This window comes from Streptomyces sp. ALI-76-A (assembly GCF_030287445.1).
GTDB lineage: Bacteria > Actinomycetota > Actinomycetes > Streptomycetales > Streptomycetaceae > Streptomyces.
In genome coordinates this window covers 1-26718 of sequence record NZ_JASVWB010000002.1, presented here as the reverse complement: position 1 = coordinate 26718, position 26718 = coordinate 1, and the positions used below count along the sequence as shown (strand labels likewise).

Here is a 26718-nt window from a genome sequence, read left to right as displayed (position 1 = left end):
GAACACATAACGCCATGATCGGCCCTTATTGTTACTTTTCATGGGTTGACGCTCGCCGTGGTGATTCTCTTGCTGGTAGGCGGGGCGGGTGGAAGGGAACTGCGGTCGTGAGTGGTGGGCAGAGTGGACTTCCCCGGTTGCTGACGGCAGCGGAGACGGCCGCGCCGGTGGATGCGGTGGACGTGATCGCGGAGGACCTGCGGCGGCGTTTCGAGGCTACGAAGGTCTCTTTCCTCATCGTGGACCTGACGGGGAAGGCGGTGGCGCGGCTGTCGACCGCCCCAGCGGAGGACGGGCGGGAAGTGGAGCGGATCCCCTTGTTCGGCAGCGTCTACGAGGAGGTGATCCGTACGCAGCGGCTGTATCAGGAGGCGACCGGTCAGGGGCAGCGGCTGATCGTGCCGGTCACCAACCGGGGGGATGCGATCGGGCTGCTGGAGCTGCTCCTGCCTGCCGCACCTGGCGAGGACGTCCTAGATGAGGTCGGGGAAGCCGCCCATGTCCTGGCCTACATCGTGATCGCCAACGGGCGTTTCACCGACTTCTACACCTGGGGGAAACGCTCCAGGCCGCCCACGCTGGCGGCAGAGATCCAGTACCAGCTGCTCCCTCTGTCATTGTCGTGCGAGGCCGCGCAGTTCACCCTGTGCGGGAGCCTGGAGCCGTCCGAAGACCTCAGCGGCGACACCTTCGACTACACCCTGGACCGGGACGCGCTGCACGTGTCGGTGACCGATCCCATGGGCCACGACATCGACGCCGCCCTGGCCGCCACAGTATTGGTGAGTGCCCTGCGCGGCGCCCGCCGAGCCGGAGCCGGCCTGGCCGAACAGGCGCACCGCGCCGACCAGGCCCTGGTCGAGCACGGCCAAGGGCACGCCACGGGGCAGCTGCTGCGCATCAATCTCCGCACCGGGCGGGCCCAGCTCGTCAACGCGGGACACCCCTGGCCGCTGCGGATGCGTGAGGGCGCTGTGGAGGTGATTACCTGCGAGGTGGACCATCCCTTCGGGCTGTCCGAGTTCGCGACCCTCCCCTACCGCGTTCAGGACCTCGATCTGCGCCCCGGTGACCGTCTGCTCCTGTTCACCGACGGCATGGTCGAACGGCACGGGGAGAGGGTCGACCTGCGCGCCCTGCTGGAGCGCACCCGGGGCCTGCACCCGCGGGAGACCGCGTTGATGCTGACGTCCGCAGTCCGTGACGCTGCCGGCGGCCGGCTCGAAGACGATGCCACCGTGATGTGCCTGGACTGGCACGGTCCCCAGGAGACCCAACGACACGTCAGCTCCGGCGCGGACGCCCAACAAGCCTCAGCCGGCCGCACAAAGCAGCAGCCGTGACCACAGTGCTCTCTAGCCTCGATCTTTCGTGACGGTCCGCCGACGGAGTCGGTGGGCCGTTTCGCTTTCTGTGGCTCGTGGTGGGCAGGCCGAAAGCCCGAGTGTCGTCTCGGGTGGACGCCGGGTTCCACTGCTCCGGTCTGGACTGGTTCCCTCGTAGAGGCGGGAAGGTCTGGTCAGCCGGGGTTCGGCAGGAGTGCGAGCCGTGCGAGGGCGTCTGTGATCTCCCGGGTCCAGGGCCAGTGGCGGGCGAGGCGGAGGATGCGGCGCGGGCCGGTGGTGACGAGCTGGGCGGCTGCGGAGAACAGGCGGAAGCGGAGGCGGCGGGGTTCCCAGAGCCGGGTCTGGCCGGTCAGGGCGAGCATGGGCATCCAGGCCAGCAGGTCGAGAGCGATCTGGACGATCTCCAGCCAGACCTTGTTCTGTGCGGTGTCGTGCAGGGGCAGGTTCCGCAGGCCCGTCGCGCGGCAGCTCGGATGCGGTCCTCGGCCCGGGCCCGCAGCCGGTGACGGAGCTCGAGTTCGGCGATGGGACGGCCGGCGGTGTTGGTAGCAAAGCAGGTGATCCGCATGCCGTCCGCATCCGTGATTCTCAACTGGGCACCGGGATGCGGCCGTTCCTTGCGGACGATCAGCCGCATGCCCTTCGGCCAGCCTTGAAGGATGTCGCCGGTGAGTTCGGCGACCCATGCTCCGTCGCGGACCTCGCCGCCGGTCTCGAGGGCCGGGGTCCAGGCCGATGCGGGGATTTTCAGGACGTGCTGGTGGATGGCCCCGGTGATCACCATGCCGACGGAGTAGGACAGCCAGCGTCCGCGCCGGGCGAGCCAGGCCACGAATTCGTGGGTGCCTCCTGCGGAGTCGCAGCGAATCAGGGTCTGCCGCCCGCGCCGGTACTTCTTCGGCAGTTGGGTCAGGGCGAGGCGCGTGGCCTCGATGTGGTCGGCGGCAGTGTTCGAGCCCGCGTTCCCGGGCCTGAGCAGAGCGGCGACGGGTTCGCCGGTCCCGCCCGGCCCGTGGTCGACGAACCCCATCAGCGGGTGGTGACCGTATGTCTTCTTCCAGGTCGGGGCGGCATCCTGCTTGTCGGAGTGGGAGACGACCAGGACTCCGTCCAGATCAACGATCACCTGGCCACCGGTGTTCGGTGCCCGATTTCCGGCCAACGTCCAGCCGTGTTGGCGTACTTCGGATCGTGCGGAGCGGATCGCGGTCAGTGCTTCCTTGCCCGCGGTGGCGAGGATGTCGACCAGACGGGAGACCGTCGGGTCGGAGGCGCCGGCCCGAATACGGCCGGCTCGGCCCGCAGCATCGCGATGTCGGCGAGGCAGTCCCCGCCGAGCGCGACCGCCATCGCAAGATCCACGAGTATCTTGCCTGGGTCATGGACGGCCCGCGGCTCGCCCGGGTGCGAGTGCTGCGGATATGGCCTGGTCGAGGCCGGTCTTGCGGACCGTTTCGACCAGCAGAACCGAACCGGCCTGCGAGACCACGGCCCGGCCGTCATCCCGGACAAGGACATGGGGATAGGACCCGATAGGCTTCTTCACCTGGAAAGTGCCTCCGACAGGGGCGGGAACAAGGACGTCAGCAATCCTCATTCTCGCTGTTCAGGGGCACTTTCTGCTTGCCTGATCATCTGCCGGACAGCACGCTTCATGAAAGCGCGAGGTTAGGCCAAGAGAATCTCGAGAGTGATCGCCGATGCCAGCACAATATAAACGGAGCATGCAGCATAATTCAGCGCAGCCGTCGCTTTTGTCGAGCCGGTGACTCGCGCTTGAAAAAATCCCGACAACAGCCCAATGCACCCGTAAAGAATTACCTCCATTAGGACGTTGATTGCGCCGAGAAGGGTCATCTGCAATTCGGGATTCTCTGCACTCCCAATGAACTGCGGGAGCACTGCGAGGTAAAAGAGAATTATTTTCGGGTTCGTCAGGCTGACTAACACTCCTCGCAGATACCATGTACCTGTCGCGATATCGCTGTGTCCGTTGATCGCGCGACGTGCACGTCGCATTGTCAGGTACGCCAACCACAGTAGATACGCTGCACCCAGCATTCTCACCGCATCAAGCACCGATGGGTGCGATCGGGTGATCTCTCCTATCCCGGCGACGGCGGCGGCGGCATAGACACTCATACCTGTTCCTATGCCGAGGATGGCTCTCAGCGCGGACAGGCGGCCACCTTCAAGGCCCACTGCGAGCATGTAGGCCATATCGGGCCCGGGCGGAGCGAGGAAGAGCAGGATCACCGCAATATAGCTCGGCAGTACCGCTAAATCCACCATCGTCAACTACCTCCGGCTTTGGCATGGCGTGCCAGGAGCCCTCGACGTCGGTAGTGCTCGATCCGCGCCGAGTCGCCCCAGTCGGTGGCCGGACACCTGCTGCTGACCTGGGAGGATCCCATGGGACCGTCAAGTCGACGCAGAACCACCTAGGACGGTTCTAACATGTTTGCACTTCAGATGGCAACCGACTAAGGTGGTTCCGTGGTTACTGTTTATTTTCCTGAATTTCGCCTGGGTAAAGTGCTGGCGACCAGCTTCACGGGAACCCTGTCAGAGCGTTATGGTGAAACACTGGAGCGCATTCCTGTGCCCTCTCGGCTCACAGACTGGTTGGCGGTCAATGGACTCGTGGTCGACTCCTGCGTCCAGTCCCAGCTCGACCGGGCTCGAGAGCTAAGGGAATCAATTCATGCAGCTGCCACCGCCGTTGCAAACCGGAACCCGCTTCCCTCTTCAGCCGTCCAAGTCATCAATGACTGCAGTACTCAGGGTTTGGCCTCGGCGATCTTGACGTCCGACGGTGGCCGGAAATGGCGGCTGAGCTCTTCTTCCGTAGAAGATGCGCTCAGCGTGATCGCCGCCGATGCAATCAGTCTTCTTGCGGGAGAGCGAGAGGGAAAGATCTCCTTGTGTGCATCGCCCACGTGTCGAGCCGCTTTCGTGGACACCAGCCGAGGCGGCACGCGAAAATGGTGCGACATGAACACGTGTGGAAACCGCGAGAAGAAGGCACGCTTCCTCGCCAACAAACGCAATAGCTCAAGCCTTGCCGACTGACCACTCCCATGCGTTCACCGGCGTCGCCTGTCCCCTCGTCCGTTGGCGCAGGCTTCTGAACTTGAATGCGTGATGTCGGTCTGCCGTCACACCAGCGTAATGGGCCTCGGCGCGCAGTGGCCATCAGTGAACGATGGACACGATCTGGCAGACGGCTTCGCCGATCTGGCGCTCTCCGCTGATTGCGGGCTCCAGCGAGGGCAGTGCCAGGATCGGGCGCCGTGCGGGACTCGGGAACCGGGGCCGCTGCGGCGAGGTCGAGGCGGCAGTTCATGGCCAGCTCGAACCGGCCGTAGGGGTACACGTGCGTCCAGAACAGGGGGGACAGGGCCCGCCGGGCGGCGTCGGAGTCCATGAACGTAACCCCGTTGAGGTCCACCACGCACAGCGCGCGCGGGGATCACGCCCCCGCTGCAGCCCAAACCGCATGACGCAATTGCCGAAGCCGTACTCACCCCGGAGCAGCACCGCTGAAGAACCTCGACCGCGAACGCGTCCTGGGACCCGATCACCCCCACACCCTCAACAGCCGCAGCAACCTTGCGGTGGCACGGGCCGCGGTCGCGCGCACCCAACGGCGCCGATGGCCGTGGCAGCGCACCCGACTCTGACCGGACCGCGTACCCGACCCTGAGAGCAGACTCGGCGGACTCGGCGACGTCACGCCAGGCACGAAGCCGTGATCGCCACGTTCGAGGTTGAAAACGCCTGGTCAGCGTAGGCGACGGCATGAAAAACGACTACTGACGTGGGGTGTTGGAAGCGCCGCGCTGCTCGCCGAACTTGCCCACCTGGTCCCAGCCGCCCGCGTCGACCAGCTGGCGTTCGCGGCTGGCCCGACTCGCCGCCGCCGACCCCAAGGCCGGTGCCGACCTCGCCGCACCCGCGCCACCGAGCAGGCCGACGCTGAGGGCAGCCCGGCGTGAACGAGCGCCAGGAGCACGAGGCCGTCGTCGCGGTCGGGGCACCACGGGACCGCCCTGGCGCGGGAAGCCGGATGCGGGTGGGGGAGCAGCGCGGATTCGGCCACTTCTGATCATTGCCCAGCTCACTGCGGACGCAGGCCGGTACGGTCGATCGGTTTGCGGCTGGTGCGGGCCGTTGCCGGAAAGCGTTCCGGCAGCACGTCGTCACAGGGGGTACGAGTGGGCGAGATCGATCACGAGATAACCGGGAAGGTCGCCGACCTCCAGGAGGACATCAGCTCGGTCCTCCACGAGTTGCAGGGCCTGCCTGAAGACCATCCGCGCTATGAGGCGCTCTTTGCGCAGTTGGTCAAGGCCGGATCGGCGCTGCTGGAGTACGAAGCCCAGGCCCCGGCGAAACGGGAAGATCCGCACCGGCAGGTCAGCAAGACCATCCTCACCTGGTCAGCGCTGGTCCACGTGCTTGGGGGCCTGTTGATCGCGCTGACGCCGCTGATGGGATGGATCGGCTGGGGCTGGGTCGCTCTCGGCGTCTTCCAAGTGCTGTTCGGTCTCCTGGCCACCGGGATGGAGGCCCCGGTCCAGGGGCACCGGGAGCTGCGCGTCGCGGCAGGCGTCCTGGCGGTGGTCACCGTGCTGGTGCCCCTGCTCGTCTTCGACGTGCTGTCCGGATGGTTCTGGATCGCCGCGGTCGCCGGCTGGACCGGCAGCTTCGTCCTGGTGACCGACGCCGACGCCGCACACACGCGGGAAAGGAAGGAGGCGGCGTGAGCGTGGAAGGGTCGTACACGAGCCTGGACCGCAAGGTCCACGACCTCGAAACCAGCCTGTCCGGGGTGAGTTCGCAGGTGTCGGACGTGGAGGACGCCGTCGGCCGGCTGGAGGAAATCCCCCGCCGGGTCGACAGTCTCGAGTACGACCTGCGGGAGGCGAAGGAAGAAACCGAACGGGTCGACAACGACCTCGGTGACCGTATCTCGGCGGTCGACGGGAGCGTAGACCGGCTCGTGACCCGGGTGGCGGCGCTGGAGCGGTATCTGCGCCAAGCCGAGGGCGCTGTCGTCGTCGACCTCGATGAGGACCGTGCCGGTGAGGTGCACGCCCTGGCGGTCACCGTGAACAAGGGCCTCGACGCGCAGGCCTGCTTGCTGGATGACTACGAGCGCTCCCGGTTGAAGCTGTCCGGTGCCCACCTCAAGCAGGCCTTGGAGGAACGGGGCGGCCACCGTGCCGCAGTTCTTCGCGCCGCCGCGATCCTGGCCACCACGCAGGCCGACGACCCCGAGCGGAACGCGGCCGAACTCGACTTCAAGTCGTCCGCTCCCAAGGCCCAGGCCGCTCACCGCCGGGTCGGTCCGCTGAGGATCAGCGCAGAGGACGCCCGGCAGAAGCTTGAGGCGGACGACGCCCGGCGCGCGAAGAAGGCCAAGGTGATCGAGGCAGGCCAGCGGGCGGACACGAAGCTGCGGCTTCGGCTGCGCAGCCGTCTCTCCGACGCGCTCAGCGGCGCGGAGCTGCTGCCGGTCTGGTTCGTCACCGCGTTCGGCCCCATGGCCCCCTCCCGGAATGCCAACGACTGGATGGACGCCGCGACCGATGTCCTCGCGTACCGGGTCGCCTACCAGGTCACCGATCCTGTGGTCGCCCTTGGCGCCCCGCCGGACGGCCACCGCGCGCCGCGCCGTACGGCGCGGCACCAGGAGCTGACGCGGGAGCTGCGGCGCTGGAGATAGTGGCCGCCGCCCCGAGACCGAACTCGGGCCATGTCACGCTGACGGAACATGAGCGTGACATGGCCTGTCACGCTCCCCGGGAAAAGCGTCACGCCACCTCGAATACATCCACGTAAGTCCCCTTTCCGGGTTCAAGGGCCCTTCCCAGGCGAGATTCTCGGATGGGGCGTGACACTCGTGATCTCGCTTCGTGCGCGCGCTGCGTACGGAACGTAGCCACGCCCAGCGCATGCCGTCGCCCCGGCTGTCCCGTGCCACTGAAGGTTGATCGCCGCAGCGGACATAGGCTGACTCAACTATCAGTCGGAGGAGCGGGCGACCAAGGGGGGAACCGGCGGGGATCGGGTCGGTGGCGTCCTGGTCCACGGAGGTGGTGCATCATCTGCCGGCCGGGGGCCGCAGCCGCTCCACCGTGCAGACGGACGCGGTTCTGCACGCGCCGGAGGCGGGTGTGCCGGTGCTGTTGCTGGAGGTCGACAACTGCACCGAGAGCGCGGAGGTCCTGGCGGCGAAGTTCGACCGCTACCGGCGCTTCTTCCGCCTGACCACCAAAGACCATCAGGGGCGCGAGGTCCCGGTGTGGCGCACGCTCTACCCGTCCACTGAGCGTGAGGGGCACCCGCCCGTCGCCGTGGTGTTCAATCCCGGCACGCGCGCGGGGGGCAGGCTTTGAAGAACCGGATGAACCGCGTGCTGGAGCTGACTCGCGTCATCTGGTCCGGCCAGTACGAACGCATGGACACCCTGAGCGACGAGACACCGGACGGCTACCACAACTACACCGACACCATCCCCCTGATGTTCACCACACTGCCCCGCCTCCGACGGCATGGACCGCATGCGGCGGTGCGGTGGCGCTGCGGCCACGGCCAGTGGGAAACCCTCACCGACGCCCTCGCCAACCCCCGCGCCTGGCACCACCGCGACGTCGCACACCGCAAACACCGCGAGGAACACCTCCGCAACCAGCAACAACAGCAACCGAAGTGGGGAGACATCCCGACCCCTCCCGTACCCGCGGTGCCGGATGTGCCCAAGCCGGCGGATCCCTGCGAGCGCTGCGGCCTACCCGTCACCGGAACCCTGGGCATCCTCTACGAGCACGCCCCGCCTGCCGATGGCCGGCACTGCCCCGAATGCCGCACCGATCTCGCCCGCCAGCCGCCGGGCCATCTTGAGCCTGCTTAGGGCCTCTGACGTTTCGTGACGCTCGGTGAACACGCCTGGTGGCTGCTGCCGTGGCCGCAGGGGCGCCGGGAGCCCACACGGCCACGGACCCCTCCGCGACTACGGGTACAGCTTCTCGCCCTTCGCCAGCATCGCTACGTACTTCTCGATCCGGCGCGCCCGGGTCTCGGCCTTCTTGGCGTCCTGGATCCGGTACAGGATCGCGTAGCGGTTCTGCCGGTCCAGCGTCTCGAAGAACGCCGCAGCGGCCGGGTCGGCGGTCAGGGCCGCCGCGAGGTCGTCCGGCACCGTGGCGGTCTTCGCGCCGTCGTAGGCCGCCTCCCAGCGGCCGTCTGCCTTGGCGCGGTCGACCTCGGCCTGCCCCGGCGGACGCATCCGGCCCTGCTCGATCAGGGCGGCTACCTTGTCCCGGTTGACCTTGGACCATTTGCTGCTCGGCTTGCGCGGGGTAAACCGCTGGAGCCACCACTGGTCGTCAAACTTGGCTTTCTGTCCGTCGATCCAGCCGTAGCAGAGTGCCACGTCGAGCGCCTGGGCGTAGTCCAGCGCGACGATGCCGGGGCCCTTCTTGCGAAGCTTGAGCCAGATGCCGGGCGAGACGGCGTGGTTCTCGCCGAGCCATGCCTCGAATGTCTCGGCGGATTCGAATGCGACGATCTCCAAGTCCTGAGTCACCCCAGCAGCGAACCACACCCGGCCGATTTTCGTGACGCATTCGGGCACGCCCCGGATGCCCGTGGACCTGCGTGATCATCTCCGTTCTCTACGCAGAACGATCAGGCAGGAACCACAGGCATGCTCAACAATACGAAGTTGCTCGACCTCGACGGGGTGTCGCGCGGGTTGAGCGGCTGGCCGACGGAAGGCGCCGAGTTCACCTGCCCGCCACCGATGAGACCGCCAGTGCCTGCCCGACCTGCGGAGTCTTCGCCACCCGAGCAAAGGGCTCCGCGGTCACCCGTCCCCGCGACCTTCCGTATGGCGAGAGCGGGCTGGAGTTGGGCTGGCACAAGTGCCGCTGGTTCTGCCGGGAGCCCGCGCAGGCAGGGTAGGGGTCATCGGGTGATGGGGGTGGCGCCGGTCGCTGCGATGGACAGGTCCCAGAGCCGTGCGGCCGCACCGGCGTTGATGGCGTATTCGCGGACGCCGCCGTCGTCCATGGGCTGGTCGGGGGCGGAGACACGCGCGACGTCGCAGTCTTCGAGGTAGAGCCCGCCTCGGCCGTCGAGGAGTGGAGACGTGGCTGCCCACAGACCGGTGGCGGCGCCCTGGGAGGGCGTCTTGAAGTCGGTGCCGATCACATTGCCGTGCTCGTCCACCCATCCGCGGTCGATCTGCTCCTGGAGTGGCATCTCTCGCTGGAGACCAGTAATGATTTTGCCCGGGTGGAGAGCGAATGCCCGGACACCGTCGTTGCGCCCGAGAGTATCTAGCTGTACGGCGAACAGGACGTTGGCGGTCTTGGCCTGGCCGTAGGCCAGCCACTTGTCGTAGCCGGTGCGGAAGTGCGGGTCGTCCCAGCGGATGTTGGTCAGGATGTGTCCGGCGGAGCTGTTGACGACGACGCGGGCACCGCCCGCTGCGGCCAGGAGCGGGTAGAGCTCGCAGGCGAGGGTGAAGTGTCCGAGGTGGTTGGCGGCGAGCTGGCCTTCCCAGCCGGGTCCGACGCGGCGCTCCGGGGTGGCCATGACGCCCGCGATAGCCATCAGGAGGTCGAGCCGGTCAATGGAGTCGTTGATCCGTTCGGCGGCGGCGTGCACACTGCCGGAATCGGCCAGGTCCATGGGGATGACCTCGCAGCCTTCCACATCCGCGAGCGTAGTCCGGGCGATGTCGGGCCGGCGTGCCGGAACGATGACGTGAGCCCCGGCGGTTGCCAGACTCCGGGTGGTTTCCAGACCGAGTCCGGAGTAGCCCCCAGTCACGACGGCGGTCGCGCCAGAGAGGTCGAGGCCGGTCATGACGTCCTCGGCGGTGCTGGCTGCGGAGTAGGGCGAGCCGAGCGGCTGCTGCTCAGTAGTGGTCATGCGCTGACGCTACGAGCTAGAGCGAGGTCTAGATCAAGCCGTAGGCTGAGCGGCATGACGACGACCGAGGCGCGTGAGGACCCACTGAGCATCGGTGAAGTGGCCGAGCAGACCGGGCTCAGCGTGCACGCACTGCGCTTCTACGAGCGTGAGGGCCTGCTGGTCGGACCGGTCCAACGCACCACGGGAGGGCGGCGACGCTACTGCAATTTTGACGTCGATTGGCTGTTGATCTGCGTCAAGCTCCGGAAATCCGGTATGCCGCTGGCCGACCTCAAGCGGTTCGCAGAGCTGGTGCGCCACGGTCCGGGCAACGAGGAGAAACGCCTGCAGCTCCTCGACGCCCACCGGCAACGCGTCGACGCGCAGATCACGGCGCTGGAGGAGTGCCGTTCCGTCATTGCCTGGAAGGTCGGCGTCTACGCCGAGCACCTCGCTCGTGGTGAGGCCAGCGGCCTCTGGGACCCGACAGCCTGAAACAAAGACGGACATCGCCGGGCCTTGCAGGACGTGCCGCTGCGGACATGACGAACCATGAACCACCAGTTCCGAGAGCGCAAAGCCTGCTTGCCAACACCGTCAATAAAGGCTCTGTGGGCTAGATGGTCCGGTCATGACGACTGGAGGCAGCGCGGGGTGCGGCAGGGGTGGGAGCCGCGGGACCTGATCGAGGTCTGGACGCTGCTGGAGGAGGACCAGGAGCGGCCGCGGAACAAGTCGGGGGCGAACCGGTTGGCGTTCGCGCTGTTGCTGAAGCTCTTCGAGGTGGAGGCCCGGTCTCCGGAGGACGCCGGGGAGATCCCGGTGCCGGCAGGGGAGGCGGGCGCGGGGCCTGTGTGCGGGGTGCCGCCACCGGGCGGAGGCGTCGCGGGCGACCTCGACGTCGGCTTCGCTCCGCATACGCACACCGCCGACGCTCCAGCGCGCCGGTCCGGTCGATTCCTTGTTGAGACTCCTTGAAGAAGGTTCTGGCCGCAGTTCCGTGAAGCTCATGGTCGGGTGAGGATGCGGATCCGGAGGAGCCGGAAGGATGCCCGGTTGTACATGCTCCTCTTGATCGTTTTTACTCTGTTCACGTTGCCCTCGACGACGCCGGAGCTCCATTCCAGGGTGAGGCCGGCGGTGACGGCAGCGAGGTCCTGGCGGAGGAAGCCGCCGAAGCCGCGAACGGGTGCGGGAGCATCCTGTTCGGCCTGGCGGATCCAGTCCATCAGCAGGTGTCCGCGGCGGTATGTGACCAGGTCGTGGAAGGTGCGGGCGAGGTCGCAGGCGCGGGTGATGTCCGGGCAGGCGAGCCGGACTTGGAGGAGTCGTTCGTCGTCTTTCGTGCTGAGGTCTTCCCGGCGGCACATGATCCACGAGGTGATCTTCCGGGGGCTGGGGATGTCGGCGCGTACGGGTTCGGCGGTGCCGTCGCGGAGGGATGCGAAGTGTTTGCGGATGGCCTGGACGCTGCCGCGATAGCCCTGCGTACGGATCTCGGCGAGGACCTGGGGTGCGGTGACGCTGCCGCCGGTGTCGGTGAAGCGTGCGGTGGTGTATGCCTTGAACGGGGCGAGGACGCCGGTGGGGCGGCGGTCGCGGGCAGAGGCCAGGAGGATGTCGAGGCCCGTGTCGCGGAAGCGGCGCACGGTCTTGCGGTCCAGGTGGAGACGGCGGGCGATGGCACTGATGGTCCAGCCGGCGTCCACGAGCCGGTGGACGTCGGCGTGACGCTGCCGGGTCCGCTCGATGATCTGGGTTCGGGGCAGCTCGGCGGGCGGCAACTCGGTGATCGTGACGGCCGCTGCCAGGGGCACCGCAGTCTCCTCCTCGGCATGTTTCCGCAGGCAGGAGCGGTGTTGATGACAGGTCTTCTCCACGGCCGCGCCGAGGTTCTGCAGCAGATGCCAGCGGTCTGCGACCTCCAGGGCGTCCGGCGCGGCTTCCTTGATCGCTTTGCTGTAAGCGGTGGCACGGTCCCTGCAAATGATCTCGGCGCCGGGATGCGCGGTGAGCCAGGCGGCGAAGGTGTCGGACTCGCGGTCGGGCAGGACATCAACCACACGTCCGGATTCCACGTCGACCAGCAAGGTGCCGTACCGCTTCCCCTTGCGGAAGGCGAAATCGTCGACACCGAGCACGCGCGGCGCCTGCTCGGGCACGGCCGGCTCCGTGAGCAGGCCCAGCAGCCGCGTCCGGCCCGCCCTCAACCGCAGCCGCCGACAGAGCCGTTGACCGGGGCGACCACCCAGCTCGACCGCAACCGCATGCTGCCACTGCTTCAGTCCGAGGCTGGAGCGGCGGTACCGCTCGCTGAGCTTGGCGACCTGCTCGACGAACGTCCGCCTCGGACACCGGCCGCGGTCGCAGAAAAACCGCCGGATCCGTAACCGCACGGTCAGGCTGCGCCCGTTCATCGGCAGCCCGGCCAGGCCCCGCTCGTACGACGAATGCACTCTCGATGCCTGCGAGTTACACCCGGACAACGTGGTGGCGGCCCGCACGCGACCGCCTCGACGACCAGCCCCTCGGCGACCTCGGTGACGCGCGTCAACCGCACATCGAAACCGGAGAACAGAACATCAGCGAGCGATTCGACCCCCATGCACAGGATGTCCCATAGAGGAACGTTCCTGCATGCCGCCTCTGACCTGGTCATTCACGGAACTGCGGCCAGAACCTTGAAGAATTCCCCACACTCGCTCTTCGCACCAGTTGGTTGCGGGCTCAACCAGGAGCGCACCCCCTACCAAGCCAACTGTGGCACGCATCACACTAACCTCATGTCACGAACTGGCTCGTAGCTTCCATCCACTGGTCGTCAACAGCGCGCGGAGGAAGGCAAAGCGATGAGCGCACAGCACGAAACCGGCACGGCCGCCACCACCCACCACGTTGTGATCCTGGGCGCGGGTTATGCGGGCATGTCCGCAGCCATACAGCTCGCGACCCGGGTCAAGCGGCGCCAGGATGTGCAGGTGACTCTGGTGAACGCGCAGGAGCGGTTCACCGAGCGGCTGCGGCTGCACATGACGGCGACCGGGCAGCAGCTCGCCGAACTGAGCATTCCGAAGCTGCTGGAGGGGACGGGCGCACAGTTCGTGCGTGGCTGGGTGACGGCGGTGGATGCGGACGCACGGACGGTGCGGATCGACGACGACCGGATGCTGCACTACGACACGCTGGTGTACGGATTGGGCAGCGTGGCCGACACGAGTGCGGTTCCGGGCGTCGACGACCACGCGTACACCCTCAACAGCCCTCAGGAAGCCGAGGTGCTGGCCGACCGGCTGGCGCGGCTCGACAGCGGCACGGTGGTGGTGGCCGGCAGCGGGCTGACCGGCATCGAGTCGGCAGCGGAGATCGCCGAGCGGCACCCGGAGCTGAATGTCGTACTGCTGGGTCGGGACGAACCCGGTGCGGCCATGAACCCGAAGGCCAGGACGTACCTGCAGTCGGCGCTCGACCGCCTCGGGGTCCGGGTGCGCAGCGGCGTCGAGGCGGTGAAGGCGCTGCCGGGGTCGGTCGAACTGGCGGGTGGGGAGAGCATCGCCGCCGATGTCGTCCTGTGGACGAGCGGTACGCGGGTGTCGCCGTTGGCAGCCGCCGCCGGACTGGCCGTCGACGAGCGTGGCCGTATCGTCACCGACACCGCGCTGCGTTCGGTGTCGCACCCCGATGTGTACGCCATCGGTGACGCCGCAGCGATCCGCCAGGGTTACGGCGTCATGCACGGCACCTGCCAGGGAGGGATGCCGACCGGTGTCCACGCTGCGGTGTCGATCGTGCGCACGCTGAAGGGCAAGCGGCCCAAGTCGTTCCGCTTCGGCTACTACCACACGCCGGTGAGCCTGGGCCGGCACGATGCGGTCGTGCAGTTCACCCGTCCCGACGACAGCCCGCGGCGTATTCATCTGACCGGCCGGATGGCGGTCCGGTATAAGGAGACGGTGAGTGCCGCGCCCTGGCCGACCTTCGGCCGTATGAAGAAGATGCCCGCCTCGGGCGCGTTGTGGCCGCATGGCGGTCGCTTCACCCGCGTCGCCGGGGGTGCCCAGTGAGCGCCGACCAGCAGGTCTTTCACGAGTACCGCAGGCTGCTGTTCTCCGTGGCCTACCGCGTCCTCGGCTCCGCGGCCGACGCGGAGGACGCGGTGCAGGACGCCTGGATCAAGTGGTCGTCCGCCGACCGTTCCCACGTCGCCGATCCCAAGGCCTATTTGACGCGGATCGTGTCCAACCTGGCGCTGGAACGCCTGCGTTCCACCCGGCACAAGCGCGAGACCTACGTCGGTCCGTGGCTGCCCGAGCCCATCCTCACCAGCAGCGACACCGCCGACGCCGTCATGGACGCCGAGTCGGTGTCGATGGCGATGCTGGTGGTGCTGGAGACGCTGAGCCCGCTGGAACGCGCGGTCTTCGTGCTCAAAGAGGTCTTCGGCTTCAGCCACGCCGAGATCGCGGAGGCGGTGGAACGGTCCGAGGCGGCGGTACGACAGGCCGCGCACCGTGCGCGTGAGCACGTACGGGCCAGGAGGCCCCGGTTTGCCGCCGACCGCTCTCGGCAGCGCGAGATCACCGAGCGGTTCTTCGCCGCAGCGACCGGTGGTGACATCAACACCCTGATGGAGCTGTTGTCCCCGGACGTCACCCTGTGGACCGACGGCGGCGGCAAGGTCCGTCAGGCGCTCAAGCCGGTCGTGGGAGCGCAGACGGTGGCCTCGTGGTTCGCGGCCATCGGCACGGTCACCTACCAGGGCGTCCAGCCCGCCGACATGCGCGCCGAGCTCGTCGAGATCAACGGCGGTCCGGGCATGGTGTTCAGCGCCCCGGACCGGGTGATCGCCACCGTCACCTTCGACTTCGACGCCGACGGTCGTATCACCGCCATCCACAACGTCGCCAACCCCGACAAGCTGCAGGCCATCACGGACGGCACCGCTCACGACGTCGCGACGCGGTGAGCGTTGGGCGGGGATTCCCGGCCGTCGCCGTCGCGGCGGCCCGTACCGACTGCGCGTCGATGATCCCCGCAGTGGGCTCGGCCTCACGGCCCTCGCGCTCCCGGACCTTCCCGCGCAGCCGGTCGTGGAACTCGGTGATCAGCCCGTGCTCGCGCCGGCGGCGGAAGAAGGCGTAGACCCGGCCCCAGTCGGGGAAGTCCGCGGGCATCGCCCGCCACGAGATCCCGCCCGCGACCAGATACTGAGGTTTTCAGGGTGGGGTCGGTGGTGCGAGGGTCAGGCCGGTGGCGGTGAGGCAACCGTCGATCAGGTGTGGCCGGAGTTGGATCCTTCGTAACTCCCGGCGGAGTGTGCGGTCGAGGCCGTCGGGTGTGTCGAAGGCGGTGTTGGCCATGGCCCGGCGTACCAGTGACCAGAGGGTCTCGACGGGGTTCAGGTCGGGTGCATACGGCGGGAGGCGGACGGTGGTGAGCCAGTCGTGCTCGGCCTCGTACCGTTTCAGCCCGGCCGCCAGGTGGGTGTTGAGATTGTCCCAGACCACTACGATCGGGCCGCTGAGCTGGATGTGTGCACGGACGAGCAGGTCGCGGTAGTCCTGCCAGGAGAAGCTCTTGCGTGCGCCTTTGAGGAGGAGGTGGTTGCGGGGCCGGTGGATGAGACGGCTTTCCACGCCCGGTTTGTAGCAGCACAGGGCGGCGACCGAGGTCCTGCGGCGGGAGCGGCCTCTCACTCGGATGACGGGGGTGTGTCCGCGCCGGCCCCAGGTGCGGGCGCGAGGCGGCGTCATGGAGAATCCGGACTCGTCCTCGAAGACGATCCAGGCCCCGTGGGCCGCCGCGAGGCTTTTACCCTCGGCCACACCTCCTTCTTCCACAGTTCGACGGCGTGCTCGTCGCGTTCGAGTGCTCTGCGGGCGGGCGCCTGCCATGACCAGCCGTGCCGTTTCAACAGCCGCCACACCGTCGCCACCGACAGGCTCAGCCTCAGACGCCGGCGGATCACCGTCTGGACCCGGGCCAACGTCCACCGCTCATCGCCGAAGCCGTGCGCTGACGGACCCTTGCCGAGTTCCTCCTCGAGCACGGCGAACTGGGCATCGGTGACGGTCGGGGAGTTGGCCGGGCCCGCAGAACGCAGGGCCTCCATGCCACCCTCGCGCCAGGCACGGCGCCAGCGTTCCACCGACCGCACACTCACCCGCAAATCCCTGGCGATCACCGCAGTCTTCTCGCCCGCCGTGAACCTCTCACCGGCCCGGAGCCGGATCTTCTCCCGAAAGGCCCGACGCTCAGCGGTCAGGCCCCCACCCTCCGGATAACGCATACCACCGGCATACCGCAGGGATCATGAACCGTCACCACCCGACGACAACCCGAAAACCTCAGTAACCAAGCTGTTACCGCAGTTGGCGGCTGTGCTGGTGGTCTCGGTCGATGCTTCTGGTCCTGCCGTTGTGATCCAGGCTCGTACCAGATCCGGTGCTCCGGCAGGGTGTACGGGATGCGGCACGCTGAGCGAGTGGATGCACAGCCGCTACGTACGGCACCTCGCCGATGCCGCGCTTGAAGGCAGGCCGGTCCGCATCGACTTGAGCGTGCGCCGTCTGTACTGCGAGAACTCGGCCTGTCCGAAGATGACCTTCGCCGAGCAGGTGCCGGGACTGACCGTGCGCTATCAGCGGCGCACCCCGCTGCTGCAGCACTTGGTCGAGGCGGTCGGCGTGGTGCTGTCCGGCCGGGGTGGGGCGAGGATGCTGCGCATACTCAACATCAGCCTGTCGCGGTGCACCGTGCTCGCGCAGCTGATGCGGGTGCCGCTGCCGCCGCTGGTCACACCCCGGGTGCTCGGTGTGGACGACTTCGCACTGTACGCCAATACCTACGGCACCCTCCTGGTCGACGCCGACAGCAGACTCCCGCTGACACTCTGGGAAGGCAGAGACGCCGAACAGCTCAGCCGATGGCTGCGCGGACATCCCGGTGTGGAGATCGCCTGCCGCGACGGCTCGCTCACCTATCGGCAGGGCATCGCCGACGGCGCCCCAGAAGCCGTCCAGGTCAGTGACCGCTTCCATCTGTGGCAGGGCCTGTCCCGGCGCGTTCAGGAAATCGCCGCCACTCACCGCGGCTGCCTGCCCCACGCTCTTCCTGCCCCCGAGGCAACCGAGCCCGAGCTCGCGAACGTCGCGGCGACGCAACCCGAGTCGGCGGACACTCCGGCCGCCCGGGGACTGTAAATCGTTCGGTGTAACTCCCGATCATGGAAGATGCATCGATGACCAGCAACAACATGCCTGAGGCCGAGTCCGTCGAGCCGTCTGAAGCGGCGCCAGCGAAGTCTGTGGACGACCAGCTGATCGACGAGCTGGTGGGCCGGGCTCAGGCCGAGGGCCTTCAGCTGACCGGCGAGGGCGGGCTGCTCCAGCAGCTGACCAAGCGGCTTCTGGAGTCCGCTCTCGAGGGCGAGATCACCGACCATCTCGGCTATGGCAAGCATGATCCGGCCGGGAAGAACGGCGGCAACTCACGCAACGGCACCCGTGCCAAGACCGTGCTCACCGACGTCGGCCCGGTCGAGATAGCCGTTCCCCGCGACCGGGAAGGCAGCTTCGAGCCGAGGATCGTCAAGAAGCGGCAGAAACGCCTGACCGGCGTTGACGAGATGGTCATCTCGCTCGCTGCGAAGGGCCTGACGACCGGTGAGGTCCAGGCTCACCTGGCGGAAGTCTATGGAGCCGACGTATCCCGCCAGACGATCTCCACGATCACCGACAAGGTCCTGGACGGCATGGCCGAGTGGCAGAACCGCCGCTCGACGCCGCTTGAGTTCCATTGGTGGTTGCGAACGCTCTGAGTAGAAGGACGTACGCATGCCAAGGTTTGCCCCCAACAAGCTGCCGAGTGCGATGAAGAAGCGGTACTTCGAGCTGCTGCGCGAGGGCTAAGGGGCAGCAGCAGCCCGCGTGGTCGGGGTGTCCACCAGCTGCGGGTCGCTGTGGTTCATCGATGCTGGCAGCGTGATCGTTCCGGACCCTGGCCCGATATCCCCGCGCTTCCTGACGCAGGATGACCGCATCGCCATCGCCGACGGCCTCCAGGCGCGGCTACCGGTCAAGGAGATCGCGGCCTCGATCGGCAAGAGCTTCCAGACCGTCTACCGGGAGATCACGCGAGGCGGCAAGCCCGATGGCCGCTACCAGCCCTGGTGGGCCCACAACCAGGCTCTGCTTCGGCGCCAGCGCCCCAAGACGGAGAAGATCCAGGCGAGCGAGCCGCTTCGGACGGTCGTCCGCGAGAAGCTGACCGAGAAGTGGTCACCACAGCAGATCGCACGCTTCCTCACCCGCACCTACCCGAGGGATCGGTCAATGCGGGCCTGCCCGGAGACGATCTACCGCGCCCTCTTCGCCGGCCAGTTGGGCAGCAGGCCCGGCAAGCTTCGCACCGGCCGCGTCCGCCGCAAACCACAGCGCAGAGGCGTCCCCACCGCCAACAAGATCAAGAACATGACACTGATCCATCAACGGCCCGCTGAAGTCAACAACCGTATGACTCCTGGCCATTGGGAAGGGGATCTCATCATCGGACGCGGCCAGGGCTCGGCGATCGGCACCCTCGTGGAACGGACGACCCGCTACGTCCAGCTCATCCACCTACCCCACGGCTGGAAGGCTCCCCAAGTCCGCAACGCACTCATCACCCAGACCGCCGGCATACCGCCCGAGCTGCGGAAGACACTCACCTGGGATCAAGGCCGCGAGCTGACTCTCCACGAGCAAATCGAGGCGCTCACCGGCTTCCGGATCTACTTCTGCGACCCGCACTCGCCCTGGCAACGCGGGACGAACGAGAACACCAACGGACTGCTGCGGCAGTACTTCCCCAAGGGCAGTGACCTGTCCGTTCACACCGCCCGCGACCTCCGCGAAGTAGCTCGGCAACTGAACAACCGACCGCGTCTCGTGCTCGGTGACAAGACCCCCATTGAGGCCATGAGAGGATGGCTCATAGGGCCACTGACCAGCTGATTCGCAATTACTGATGGAAACCGCCCCGTCTATCCGGTGGTCTTCATCGACGCGATCCACGTGAAGATCCGCGACGGCGCCGTCGCCAACCGTCCCATCTACGTGGCCCTGGCCGTCACCGTTGAGGGCCGGCGGGAGATCCTCGGGCTGTGGGCCGGCGACGGCGGTGAGGGCGCCAAGCACTGGATGCACATCCTCACCGAGATCAAGAACCGCGGCGTGAACGACGTGCTGATGCTGGTCTGCGACGGGCTCAAGGGCCTGCCCGAGGCGGTCGAGACGGTCTGGTCAAAGACGATCGTGCAGACCTGCGTGGTGCACCTGCTGCGGAACTCCTTCCGCTATGCCGCCCGCCAGGACTGGGACAAGATCGCCAAGCTCCTCAAGCCCGTCTACACAGCGCCGACCGAGGAGGCCGCCCTGGAGCGGTTCGCGGAGTTCGCCGGCGCCTGGGGCCGGAAGTATCCGGCGATCGTGCGGCTCTGGGAGAACGCGTGGGAAGAGTTCACCCCGTTCCTCCGCTTCGACACCGAGATCCGCCGGATCGTCTGCACGACCAACGCCATCGAGTCCGTCAACGCCAGGATCCGTCGGGCGGTCAAAGCCCGCGGTCACTTCCCCAACGAGCAGGCCGCGTTGAAGTGCGTCTACATGGCGATCATGTCGCTCGATCCCACCGGAAAGGGCCAGGCTCGCTGGACCATGCGCTGGAAGACCGCACTGAACGCCTTCGACATCACCTTCGACGGCCGCCTCTCCGCAGCCCGTCAATAACCCTCAACAACCCCAGTTACACCGCTCGTTTGACAGACCCGCCCAGCGCCGTATCGAGTGGTCGTGTCCGGGTTTCATGACTCTGTCCGGGTTGCAGCAGTGGCTGGTGACCTCGCCGCTGCCGGCCCGCGGCCGCCGCTCTCCGACCAGGGCTGCGCCCCGCTACCGTTCGCAGGGCACGGCGAACGCGGTGATGACGGCGGTTGCGGACTTCTTGCGCTTCGGCGCACTGCACGGCTGGGTCCCCGCGCAGACGGCCGGCTTGCTGCCGGAGCCGAAGTTCCTGCGGTTCTTGCCGGCCGGTTACGACGCCGGCGAGCGTGGCCAGTGGCGTCAGGTTCAGGTATCGGCCTTTCGTTTCCAGGTCAGCGAACCCGGCTACGAGGACCTGTCCCCGCAGCAGATCCGCCGCATGATCGCGGATACGCCCAGAGCGCGTGACCGTTTCCTCATCGCGCTGCTCGCCGCGACCGGCCTGCGGATCGGGGAGGCCCTGGGCCTGCGCCAGGAAGATCTGCACTTCCTGGCCTCGTCACGTTCCCTTGGCTGCCCGGTGGAGGGCCCGCATCTTCATGTGCGGCGCCGCACCGACAACCCGAATGGGGCCCTGGCCAAGTCCCGACACCCCCGCTGCCTTCCCGTCACCCCCGACAACGTCGCCTTCTACACCGACTACCAGCACGAACGGAACCCGGTGGCCGCGGCGGCCGAGACAGGCATGGTGTTCGTGAACCTCTTCCGCCCGCCGCTGGGCCGTGCCATGACCTACCCGAACGCCAAGAACGTCTTCGACCGTCTGGCCCGCCGCGCCGGGCATCCGGCGCGGCCGCACATGCTGCGCCACTCCGCGGCCACCCACTGGCTGCGTGAGGGAGTGGACCGGGACGTGGTGCAAAAGCTGCTGGGTCACGCCTCGCCGCTGTCCATGGACCGCTACCGCCACGTCGATGAGTCCGAGACCCGGGCGGCTGTCGACCGGGCCCAGGCATGACGGGAGGACCAGTGAGCACGGCTGGTGCGCCTGCCGTCGCACGTCCCGCACCGACGAGGGCCACGAAGAAGTCGTGGGAGAGGTGGTTGCGTGCCCACATCGATCCCGCGTGGCGGCCGGGGGAGTGGGACAGCGTCAGATGGCTGTTCACCGGAGACCTTGACAACCCGCGCACCTCGTCCTCCCGGTGCCGCACCCGCCGCTGCGACGTGATCGTGCGTGCTCAGGAGACGTTCTGTACCTATTGCTCGGACCAGCGCAGAAAGAGCGGCCTGCCGCGGGAAGAGTTCGCCGCTACCTTCACTCCCGCGCGCTCCAAATCCCTGCCTCTGGCGGTCGTAGGCCCGTGCACGCTCACCCGTGACGGCGCGCGGTGTGTACGGCCCCAGGTGTCGGGAGGCCTGTGCGCTGCCCACAGCAGCTCCCGCAAGTACCACAAGGCAAGGGGTACGTTCGAACGCTGGCTCCGTGAGCGCGCTATTCCCTTCACTGACGTGCCCGTCTGCATGGTCACCGACTGTGCCGGCACATCCATGAATTCCTGCGGGCTGTGCAACTATCACTGGCGTGCCTGGAGGGCAGACTGCCGTTCCAGTACCGCTCCCATGTCTGTCGCCCAGTGGGCGCCCGGGCAGCCGCTGTATCTGCTGGCGCACCAGTTCCACCTCGCCCCATTGCCCCAGCTGCTGCGCTGGGAAGCGCTGTACGCCGTGCAGCAGATGGACCAGTGGGTGCGTGCCCTGGAGCCTCACTGGATCCGCGGCGTGATCAGTCACCTCACCACGGCCGACACCCTTCTGGACGCCACCAACGCGGCCCGGCTCACCAAGCCGCATCAGTCTGCCATCCGCACATTGGAGAACCTGCAGTCCGCCGCCCGCGCCGGATACAGCGAGTTCTCCGGGATCACCCTCATCGACCAGGACGTTATCGATCTGCGTGTCCTCGGGCTGCGCCACAGCGCCTCCGGCAAGCGCCGGCATCTGCCCGGCCGCGTCGATCTCCGCACCGTCCGCCAGTCCTGGCTGCGCCAGGCGCTGCGTCATTGGGTGACCACCGCCCGACCCACCACGGAAGACTTCAAGCGCACGTTCCACGCGACGACCATCGCCTCCACGGCTCTCGCCCAGCGTGCCGACGCCGGCGACGATCCCGCCGCCCTCACGTTCGCCGATGCCACCTTGGCCGTCGACGCTTTCCGTGCCGCACGCAAACGAGACGGCACCCCCTACTCCTCCTCCTTCCGACGCAGCCTGCTGGGGATGTTCTTCCAGCTCATCGCCTACGGCCGTCGCTGCGGCACCCTCGATGACCTGGCCGGCACCTTCACCCGCGTGCCCGTCGAGCACGTCATCTCCGTGGAAGAACCCAATGAGGACTTCATCGGCAAGGCCATCCCCGAGTCCGTCATCCGGCAACTGGACGCCCACCTCGACACCCTGGGCACCGGAAACACCTACGGCTGCCGCGACATCGCCCCAGACGCCCGGCAGCTGCTGTACCGCACGATGTACACCGTCCTGCGCGACACCGGGCGCCGCCCGCTCGAGATCGTCTCCCTGGCCCGTGACTGCCTGGAAACCCACAATGGCCAGCCCACCCTGATCTGGGACAACCACAAGAGGAAACGCCACCGCCGGCGTCTGCCGATCACAACCTCCACTGCCGACGCCATCCGAACCTGGCAGGCCTGCCGTGACCAGCTGCACCTCCCCGCCAAAGGAGACCGATACCTCTTTCCATCCCTCACCCCCCTGAGCGACGCCCCCCACATCTCCAGCAACTACCTCAGCGACGCCCTCAGGCTCTGGGCAGACGCCCTGCCCCCGCTTCACGCCGAGGGCACCGACTCAAGAGGACAACGCCTGCTCTTCGACCGGTCTCTGATCTACCCATACGCCTTCCGCCACTCCTACGCACAGCGCCACGCAGACGCCGGCACCCCCGTCGATGTGCTGCGCGAGCTGATGGACCACAAATCCATCGCCATGACGCAGCGCTAGTACACCGTCTCCCTCAAGCGGAAAAGCGAAGCCGTGGCCAAACTCAGCGCACATGTCCTCGACCAACACGGCCATCCCAGCCCCAGCTCGAGCACTGCCTACGAGATGCGCTCCGTCGCCGTTCCCTACGGCGGCTGCACCGAGCCGTCAAACGTCAAAGCCGGAGGCCAGGCCTGCCCCATCCGCTTCCAGTGCGCCGGCTGCGGCTTCTACCGCCCCGACCCCTCCTACCTGCCCGCCATCGAACAGCACATCAACGAACTACGAGCAGACCGCGAAACCGCACTCACCATTGGCGCAGCCGAGTTCATCACCACCGCCCTGACCGCACAGATCACCGCCTACCAGCGAGTCATCGACCGCATGCACAAACACCTGGGATCCCTCCCCGCTTCCGAACGCGCACAGATCGAAGAAGCCAGCACTGTGCTGCGAAAAGCACGCGCAGGCGACAACCACACGCTCCTGCCCCTCACCACCGCCCGGCCGAAAGACCCGCGATGAACCCCCGCGGCAACCCCGCCCCCCTCGCCGAAGCCAGACGCCGTCACAGCCTCGACAAGCGAGCCCGTGTCCTCACCGTCCTCGCCACACTCGAGAAACAGGGAAAGCCGCTCACCTTCGCCGCAGTCGCCCGCGCCGCCCGAGTCTCCACCTGGCTCACCTACGCCTCCGGCGTACGCGAGCACATCGAGGCAGCCCAACTACGCCAAGCCCACAGCACCCCACCATCTGCTGCCACGGCAAGCCCGCCCTCCGCGCTCAGCCTGCGCACCGAACTCGAAATCGCCCGGCAAGAAATCAAGGGCCTTCGCGACGAGCGCGACCGGCTCCAAGCAGCCCTGCGTCACCAACTCGGCTATCAGCTCGATGCCATCCACGCCGCTGACGCAGCGACCAGAGCAGACGAACTGACCGCCCGGAATCAGGACCTCACCCGCCAGCTCCAGGAGGCCTCCGCAGAGAACGTCACATGCCGCGCCCGCATCACCGCCCTCGAAGACGACCTGACCGCCGCCCGCACCAGCCTCCGCAGGATGATCCGTGACGAAAACCTTCGGTGAGCGATCACGGCACCACCGCTGAACCAGGACGGAATCATGCCCAGCGCATGCCGATTGTGGAGAGCTGTTCCATCCGCTCCGGGGTGAGCGTGGCGGCCCTGCTGCGCTGGTTGCCGATCCATGCACCGAGCCGGTGCTCCCGTTCCTCCTGGTCCTCGCCGACGATCCGTTCGATGTGCTTTCTCGGGACCTGGAGGTGTCCTTCGCGTTCGTAGAACTGCTTGGCGGCTTGGTAGTTCATGGCCCATTTGTCGGCCTGGGTGCGGCGCGGCTTTGGCTTCTCGTCCTCGGCCGCGGGCTGGATGCCGAGGATGTGCTCGCACATCCATTGCTGCACGGTCGTCAGCTTGTCCCAGCCCAGCCGGACCGAGCGCACCCACCGCCCCAGATCCTCGCCTTGGTGCACGACCACGCCCGGCTCCATTGGGAGCTCACCGCCGGCCTCCAGGCGCAGCCGGACCGAATGGAAGGCACGCTGCCACTCCACGGGCCAGACCGGGCACCACGACGGGTCGATCTCCTCCAGCTGCTCGCGCCGCTCCTCCGACAGCGCCCCGGCTGCCGACTCCACCACAAGCCCCTCGGCACGTCGCTGCTCGATCTCGGCAGCCTTTCGGGCGGCAGCCCGCGCGTTCTTCAACCAGATGCCCACCCGGTATCCCTGGTAGGTGGCGTCCAGCGGCGCCAGGAGGTGGCCTGCTTCGGAGGCCCACCCGCGGGCGGCGGCGAGTCCTTCCTCCCACGCGACGTCGAAGTGCGACCAGACCATGCCCAGCTTCTCCAGCTGCTTGATGCGGTCTTCGTCCATGTCGCCGCGGGTGTAGAAGCGTCGGGCGTCGGCGATCCATTGCCCCAGCGGGAAGGCGGCGAGGGAGGCCGGCCACCCTTCGGCTTTAGCCTCCTCGCTCCCGCTGCCGGGGACGCGGTAGGTGAAGGGCACTTTGAGGTCGCCGTGGAGCCGTTGGTAGAGGGTGGCGGCTTCGATGCCGCGTCGCCAGTGCTGGTGTTCGGGGTTGAGGACGCGGAGGTTGATGAAGGCTGCCAGCTGTGCGGGGTCGCGCGGTGTGGAGAACTTCAGCAGCTCCCGGGCCGGCACTGACAGTCGGTCGCTTCGGTCGCTCTCGGTTCCCTCGCCTTCCTCTCCGCTGCGGCTTTGAACGCCTCTGACGCGGCTTTGTGCCTGTTGCTCGGCGAGTTGTTCGACGATGCGGGTGTCGTGCGCTCTGAGCGCTTCAAGCAGCTTCGCAAGGCCGCCGTACGCCCGGCTGGTGAGCATGTTGTCGGCTGTCTCTCCGGGCCCGAGCAGGACCGGTACGACCAGCGACGCCGTTTTGCCCTCGCCGGGCTGCATCCGCAGCGCCCGGCCGACGGCTTGTACGAGGTCGGGCATGGAGCCGCGTACGTCGGCGAAGTACACCGAGTCACAGTGGGATGTATCGATGCCTTCGCCGAGCACGCGAACGGACCCAAGAAACGTCTTCTCCACGACGGTGCCGTCAGCAGCGATTCCCTTGGAGAACTCGTCGAGGACGCGGCGCCGGTGGAGGGGCTTGTGGTCGCCGCACAGCCAGTTGGCCCAGACCATCCGCGGGTACAGCTCCGGGTCGGCGTCGTGCAGTCGCTTGGCGACGTGGGGGAGGCCGGCCGCGAACGCTTCGGCCTCCTTCACCATGTGGTGGAAGACGAGGGTGCGCCGGAAGCCCTCTTCCGCAGAGGCTTTCACCAGGGCGGTCTGGAGGGCGGCGAGCCGCGCCCCGCGTACCTGCTCGGAGCGGGCGTCCTCGCCCAGGAGTTGTGCGGCTTGGAGCTGGGTGTCGGTGATGTCCAGGCACACCACCTGGTAGGGAGCACAGATTCCCCTGTCGATGGCCGCCGAGAGCGTCAACGTGAACGCCCTGCTGCCGAACGGTGAGCTGGGGTCGTCATCCATCGACGCCACCAGTTCACCCGGCGCGCCCTGCTCGGAGTCCTCATCCAGCTGCCACAGCCGGGGAGTGGCGGTCATGTAGAGGCGGCGCAGGGCGGGGATGCGCGTGTTGTCGTGGACGACCGCCCACGGCCGGCCGATCCTGCCCGAAACCCTGTGCGCCTCGTCCACGACGATCAGCGACCACCCCGGAAGGCCGGCGGCGTGCGCGCGTTCCAGCGTGCCGAGCCCGAGCGAGGCGTACGTGGCGAACACGGTGACCTTGTCCAGGTGGCGAGTCCACTCCACCAGCTCGTCCGCGTCTGTGGTGTTGGGGAAGGACACCTCCTGACCGCGCAGGGACGAGACGCCGATCATCGGGCCTGTACGGCCTCCCTCGCGCCACGCGGCCTCGGTCTGGGCGAGCAGGTCCAGCGAAGGAACGAGGACCAGCACCCGGCCCGCACGGAGCTCCTCCGCGCTGCGGGTGGCGACGAGGGTCTTCCCGGTTCCGGTCGCCATGATCACCTGAGTCCGCAGCCCCCGCTCCGGCACAGTGGATCTTGCAGGCAATTCGAGTGCCCGGAGAACCGCTTCCACGGCTTCTCGCTGGTGAGGACGGAGTTCCTTCACAGCCATTCCGATCTACCCTTTTCTGCAAGGCCGGACGAAAAATTCCATCTGCCACAGGCGAGCAACGAGCATGAAGCCGCCAT

The 26718-nt window shown here is 67.4% G+C and carries 23 protein-coding genes and 4 pseudogenes; 19 read left to right on the top strand and 8 right to left on the bottom strand.

Annotation, left to right across the window (positions count from 1 at the left end; translation table 11 throughout):
* Nucleotides 1–167: 167 nt before the first annotated feature.
* Nucleotides 168–1343 (top strand): PP2C family protein-serine/threonine phosphatase, encoded by a 1176-nt coding sequence (locus QQS16_RS00675; RefSeq protein WP_502963878.1) that lies wholly within the window; start codon nt 168–170, stop codon nt 1341–1343.
* A 176-nt stretch (nt 1344–1519) separates the two neighbouring features.
* Here QQS16_RS00675 and QQS16_RS00670 read toward each other — a convergent pair.
* Nucleotides 1520–2892, bottom strand: a pseudogene (locus QQS16_RS00670) (IS1380 family transposase).
* 122 nt (nt 2893–3014) lie between these two features.
* Nucleotides 3015–3638 (bottom strand): LysE family translocator, encoded by a 624-nt coding sequence (locus QQS16_RS00665; RefSeq protein ID WP_286059517.1) that lies wholly within the window; start codon nt 3636–3638, stop codon nt 3015–3017.
* A 204-nt stretch (nt 3639–3842) separates the two neighbouring features.
* On the opposite strand from QQS16_RS00665, the gene QQS16_RS00660 reads away from it, so the two are divergent.
* The 5 genes from QQS16_RS00660 to QQS16_RS00640 all read left to right on the top strand — a co-directional run bounded on the left by QQS16_RS00660 (nt 3843) and on the right by QQS16_RS00640 (nt 8265).
* Nucleotides 3843–4418, top strand: coding sequence for a CGNR zinc finger domain-containing protein (locus QQS16_RS00660; protein ID WP_286059516.1), 576 nt, complete (start codon nt 3843–3845; stop codon nt 4416–4418).
* 1145 nt (nt 4419–5563) lie between these two features.
* Entirely contained in the window at nt 5564–6115 is a 552-nt protein-coding gene (locus QQS16_RS00655) for a hypothetical protein (protein WP_286059514.1), read from the top strand.
* A complete protein-coding gene (locus QQS16_RS00650; protein WP_286059513.1) occupies nt 6112–7077 on the top strand; it encodes a CopG family transcriptional regulator in 966 nt (321 codons plus the stop codon). The genes QQS16_RS00655 and QQS16_RS00650 overlap by 4 nt, the downstream gene beginning before the upstream one ends.
* Nucleotides 7078–7426: 349 nt before the next feature.
* Complete coding sequence (locus QQS16_RS00645; RefSeq protein ID WP_286059511.1) at nt 7427–7750, top strand: replication-relaxation family protein; 324 nt, start codon at nt 7427–7429, stop codon at nt 7748–7750.
* Between the two features lie 17 nt (nt 7751–7767).
* The gene (locus tag QQS16_RS00640) at nt 7768–8265 is read left to right on the top strand and encodes a hypothetical protein (RefSeq protein ID WP_286059509.1); all 498 of its coding nucleotides are present in this window, start codon (nt 7768–7770) and stop codon (nt 8263–8265) included.
* 99 nt (nt 8266–8364) lie between these two features.
* Here QQS16_RS00640 and QQS16_RS00635 read toward each other — a convergent pair whose 3' ends face one another.
* Entirely contained in the window at nt 8365–8958 is a 594-nt protein-coding gene (locus tag QQS16_RS00635; RefSeq protein WP_286066167.1) for a YdeI/OmpD-associated family protein, read from the bottom strand.
* Nucleotides 8959–9011: 53 nt separating this feature from the next.
* On the opposite strand from QQS16_RS00635, the gene QQS16_RS43355 reads away from it, so the two are divergent.
* Complete coding sequence (locus QQS16_RS43355) at nt 9012–9317, top strand: transposase family protein (RefSeq protein ID WP_353479643.1); 306 nt, start codon at nt 9012–9014, stop codon at nt 9315–9317.
* Between the two features lie 3 nt (nt 9318–9320).
* Here QQS16_RS43355 and QQS16_RS00630 read toward each other — a convergent pair whose 3' ends face one another.
* Complete coding sequence (locus QQS16_RS00630; protein ID WP_286059508.1) at nt 9321–10292, bottom strand: SDR family NAD(P)-dependent oxidoreductase; 972 nt, start codon at nt 10290–10292, stop codon at nt 9321–9323.
* A 54-nt stretch (nt 10293–10346) separates the two neighbouring features.
* On the opposite strand from QQS16_RS00630, the gene QQS16_RS00625 reads away from it, so the two are divergent.
* On the top strand, nt 10347–10769 hold the full coding sequence (locus QQS16_RS00625) for a MerR family transcriptional regulator (protein WP_286059506.1): 423 nt from the start codon (nt 10347–10349) through the stop codon (nt 10767–10769).
* A 57-nt stretch (nt 10770–10826) separates the two neighbouring features.
* A complete protein-coding gene (locus tag QQS16_RS00620; protein WP_286059504.1) occupies nt 10827–11252 on the top strand; it encodes a hypothetical protein in 426 nt (141 codons plus the stop codon).
* A gap of 29 nt (nt 11253–11281) precedes the next feature.
* Here the strand turns inward: QQS16_RS00620 and QQS16_RS00615 are convergent, their stop codons facing one another.
* Nucleotides 11282–12778, bottom strand: coding sequence for an ISL3 family transposase (locus QQS16_RS00615; protein ID WP_286059503.1), 1497 nt, complete (start codon nt 12776–12778; stop codon nt 11282–11284).
* Between the two features lie 345 nt (nt 12779–13123).
* Between QQS16_RS00615 and QQS16_RS00610 the strand changes: the two genes are divergently transcribed.
* Together QQS16_RS00610 and QQS16_RS00605 are read left to right on the top strand one after the other, a co-directional pair.
* Nucleotides 13124–14335, top strand: a complete 1212-nt coding sequence (locus QQS16_RS00610; protein ID WP_286059501.1) for an NAD(P)/FAD-dependent oxidoreductase — start codon at nt 13124–13126, stop codon at nt 14333–14335.
* Complete coding sequence (locus tag QQS16_RS00605) at nt 14332–15237, top strand: RNA polymerase sigma-70 factor (protein WP_286059499.1); 906 nt, start codon at nt 14332–14334, stop codon at nt 15235–15237. Before QQS16_RS00610 ends, QQS16_RS00605 begins: the two co-directional genes overlap by 4 nt.
* Here the strand turns inward: QQS16_RS00605 and QQS16_RS00600 are convergent.
* Both QQS16_RS00600 and QQS16_RS43775 read right to left on the bottom strand, forming a co-directional pair.
* A complete protein-coding gene (locus QQS16_RS00600; RefSeq protein ID WP_286059497.1) occupies nt 15200–15445 on the bottom strand; it encodes a hypothetical protein in 246 nt (81 codons plus the stop codon). The two genes, QQS16_RS00605 and QQS16_RS00600, sit on opposite strands and share 38 nt — an antisense overlap.
* A gap of 42 nt (nt 15446–15487) precedes the next feature.
* Nucleotides 15488–16560, bottom strand: a protein-coding gene (locus QQS16_RS43775) for an IS630 family transposase (protein WP_502963740.1) whose coding sequence is annotated in 2 segments (ribosomal slippage) — nt 15488–16111 and nt 16114–16560 — 1071 coding nt in all. Because the reading frame shifts where the segments join, the coding sequence is not laid out codon by codon here.
* A gap of 91 nt (nt 16561–16651) precedes the next feature.
* Between QQS16_RS43775 and QQS16_RS00585 the strand changes: the two genes are divergently transcribed.
* The 8 genes and pseudogenes from QQS16_RS00585 (at nt 16652) to QQS16_RS00550 (ending at nt 24096) form a co-directional block, all read left to right on the top strand.
* Entirely contained in the window at nt 16652–17473 is an 822-nt protein-coding gene (locus QQS16_RS00585) for an ISL3 family transposase (RefSeq protein WP_353479716.1), read from the top strand.
* 53 nt (nt 17474–17526) lie between these two features.
* Nucleotides 17527–18045, top strand: a pseudogene (locus QQS16_RS00580) (transposase); the annotation flags it as partial.
* Between the two features lie 61 nt (nt 18046–18106).
* Nucleotides 18107–19264 (top strand): annotated as a pseudogene (locus QQS16_RS00575) (IS30 family transposase).
* Between the two features lie 18 nt (nt 19265–19282).
* Nucleotides 19283–20038 (top strand): annotated as a pseudogene (locus QQS16_RS00570) (IS256 family transposase); the annotation flags it as partial.
* Nucleotides 20039–20114: 76 nt separating this feature from the next.
* A complete protein-coding gene (locus QQS16_RS00565) occupies nt 20115–21029 on the top strand; it encodes a tyrosine-type recombinase/integrase (RefSeq protein WP_286059492.1) in 915 nt (304 codons plus the stop codon).
* 605 nt (nt 21030–21634) lie between these two features.
* Nucleotides 21635–23032, top strand: a complete 1398-nt coding sequence (locus tag QQS16_RS00560; RefSeq protein WP_286059491.1) for a tyrosine-type recombinase/integrase — start codon at nt 21635–21637, stop codon at nt 23030–23032.
* A gap of 33 nt (nt 23033–23065) precedes the next feature.
* Nucleotides 23066–23536, top strand: a complete 471-nt coding sequence (locus QQS16_RS00555) for a hypothetical protein (RefSeq protein WP_286059490.1) — start codon at nt 23066–23068, stop codon at nt 23534–23536.
* Nucleotides 23533–24096, top strand: coding sequence for a hypothetical protein (locus tag QQS16_RS00550; protein WP_286059489.1), 564 nt, complete (start codon nt 23533–23535; stop codon nt 24094–24096). The genes QQS16_RS00555 and QQS16_RS00550 overlap by 4 nt, the downstream gene beginning before the upstream one ends.
* A gap of 34 nt (nt 24097–24130) precedes the next feature.
* On the opposite strand, the gene QQS16_RS00545 is transcribed toward QQS16_RS00550, so the two are convergent.
* Nucleotides 24131–26641 carry a DEAD/DEAH box helicase gene (locus QQS16_RS00545; protein WP_286059488.1) on the bottom strand — a complete coding sequence of 837 codons (2511 nt, stop codon included), beginning with the start codon at nt 26639–26641 and terminating at the stop codon, nt 24131–24133.
* Nucleotides 26642–26718 lie beyond the last annotated feature (77 nt).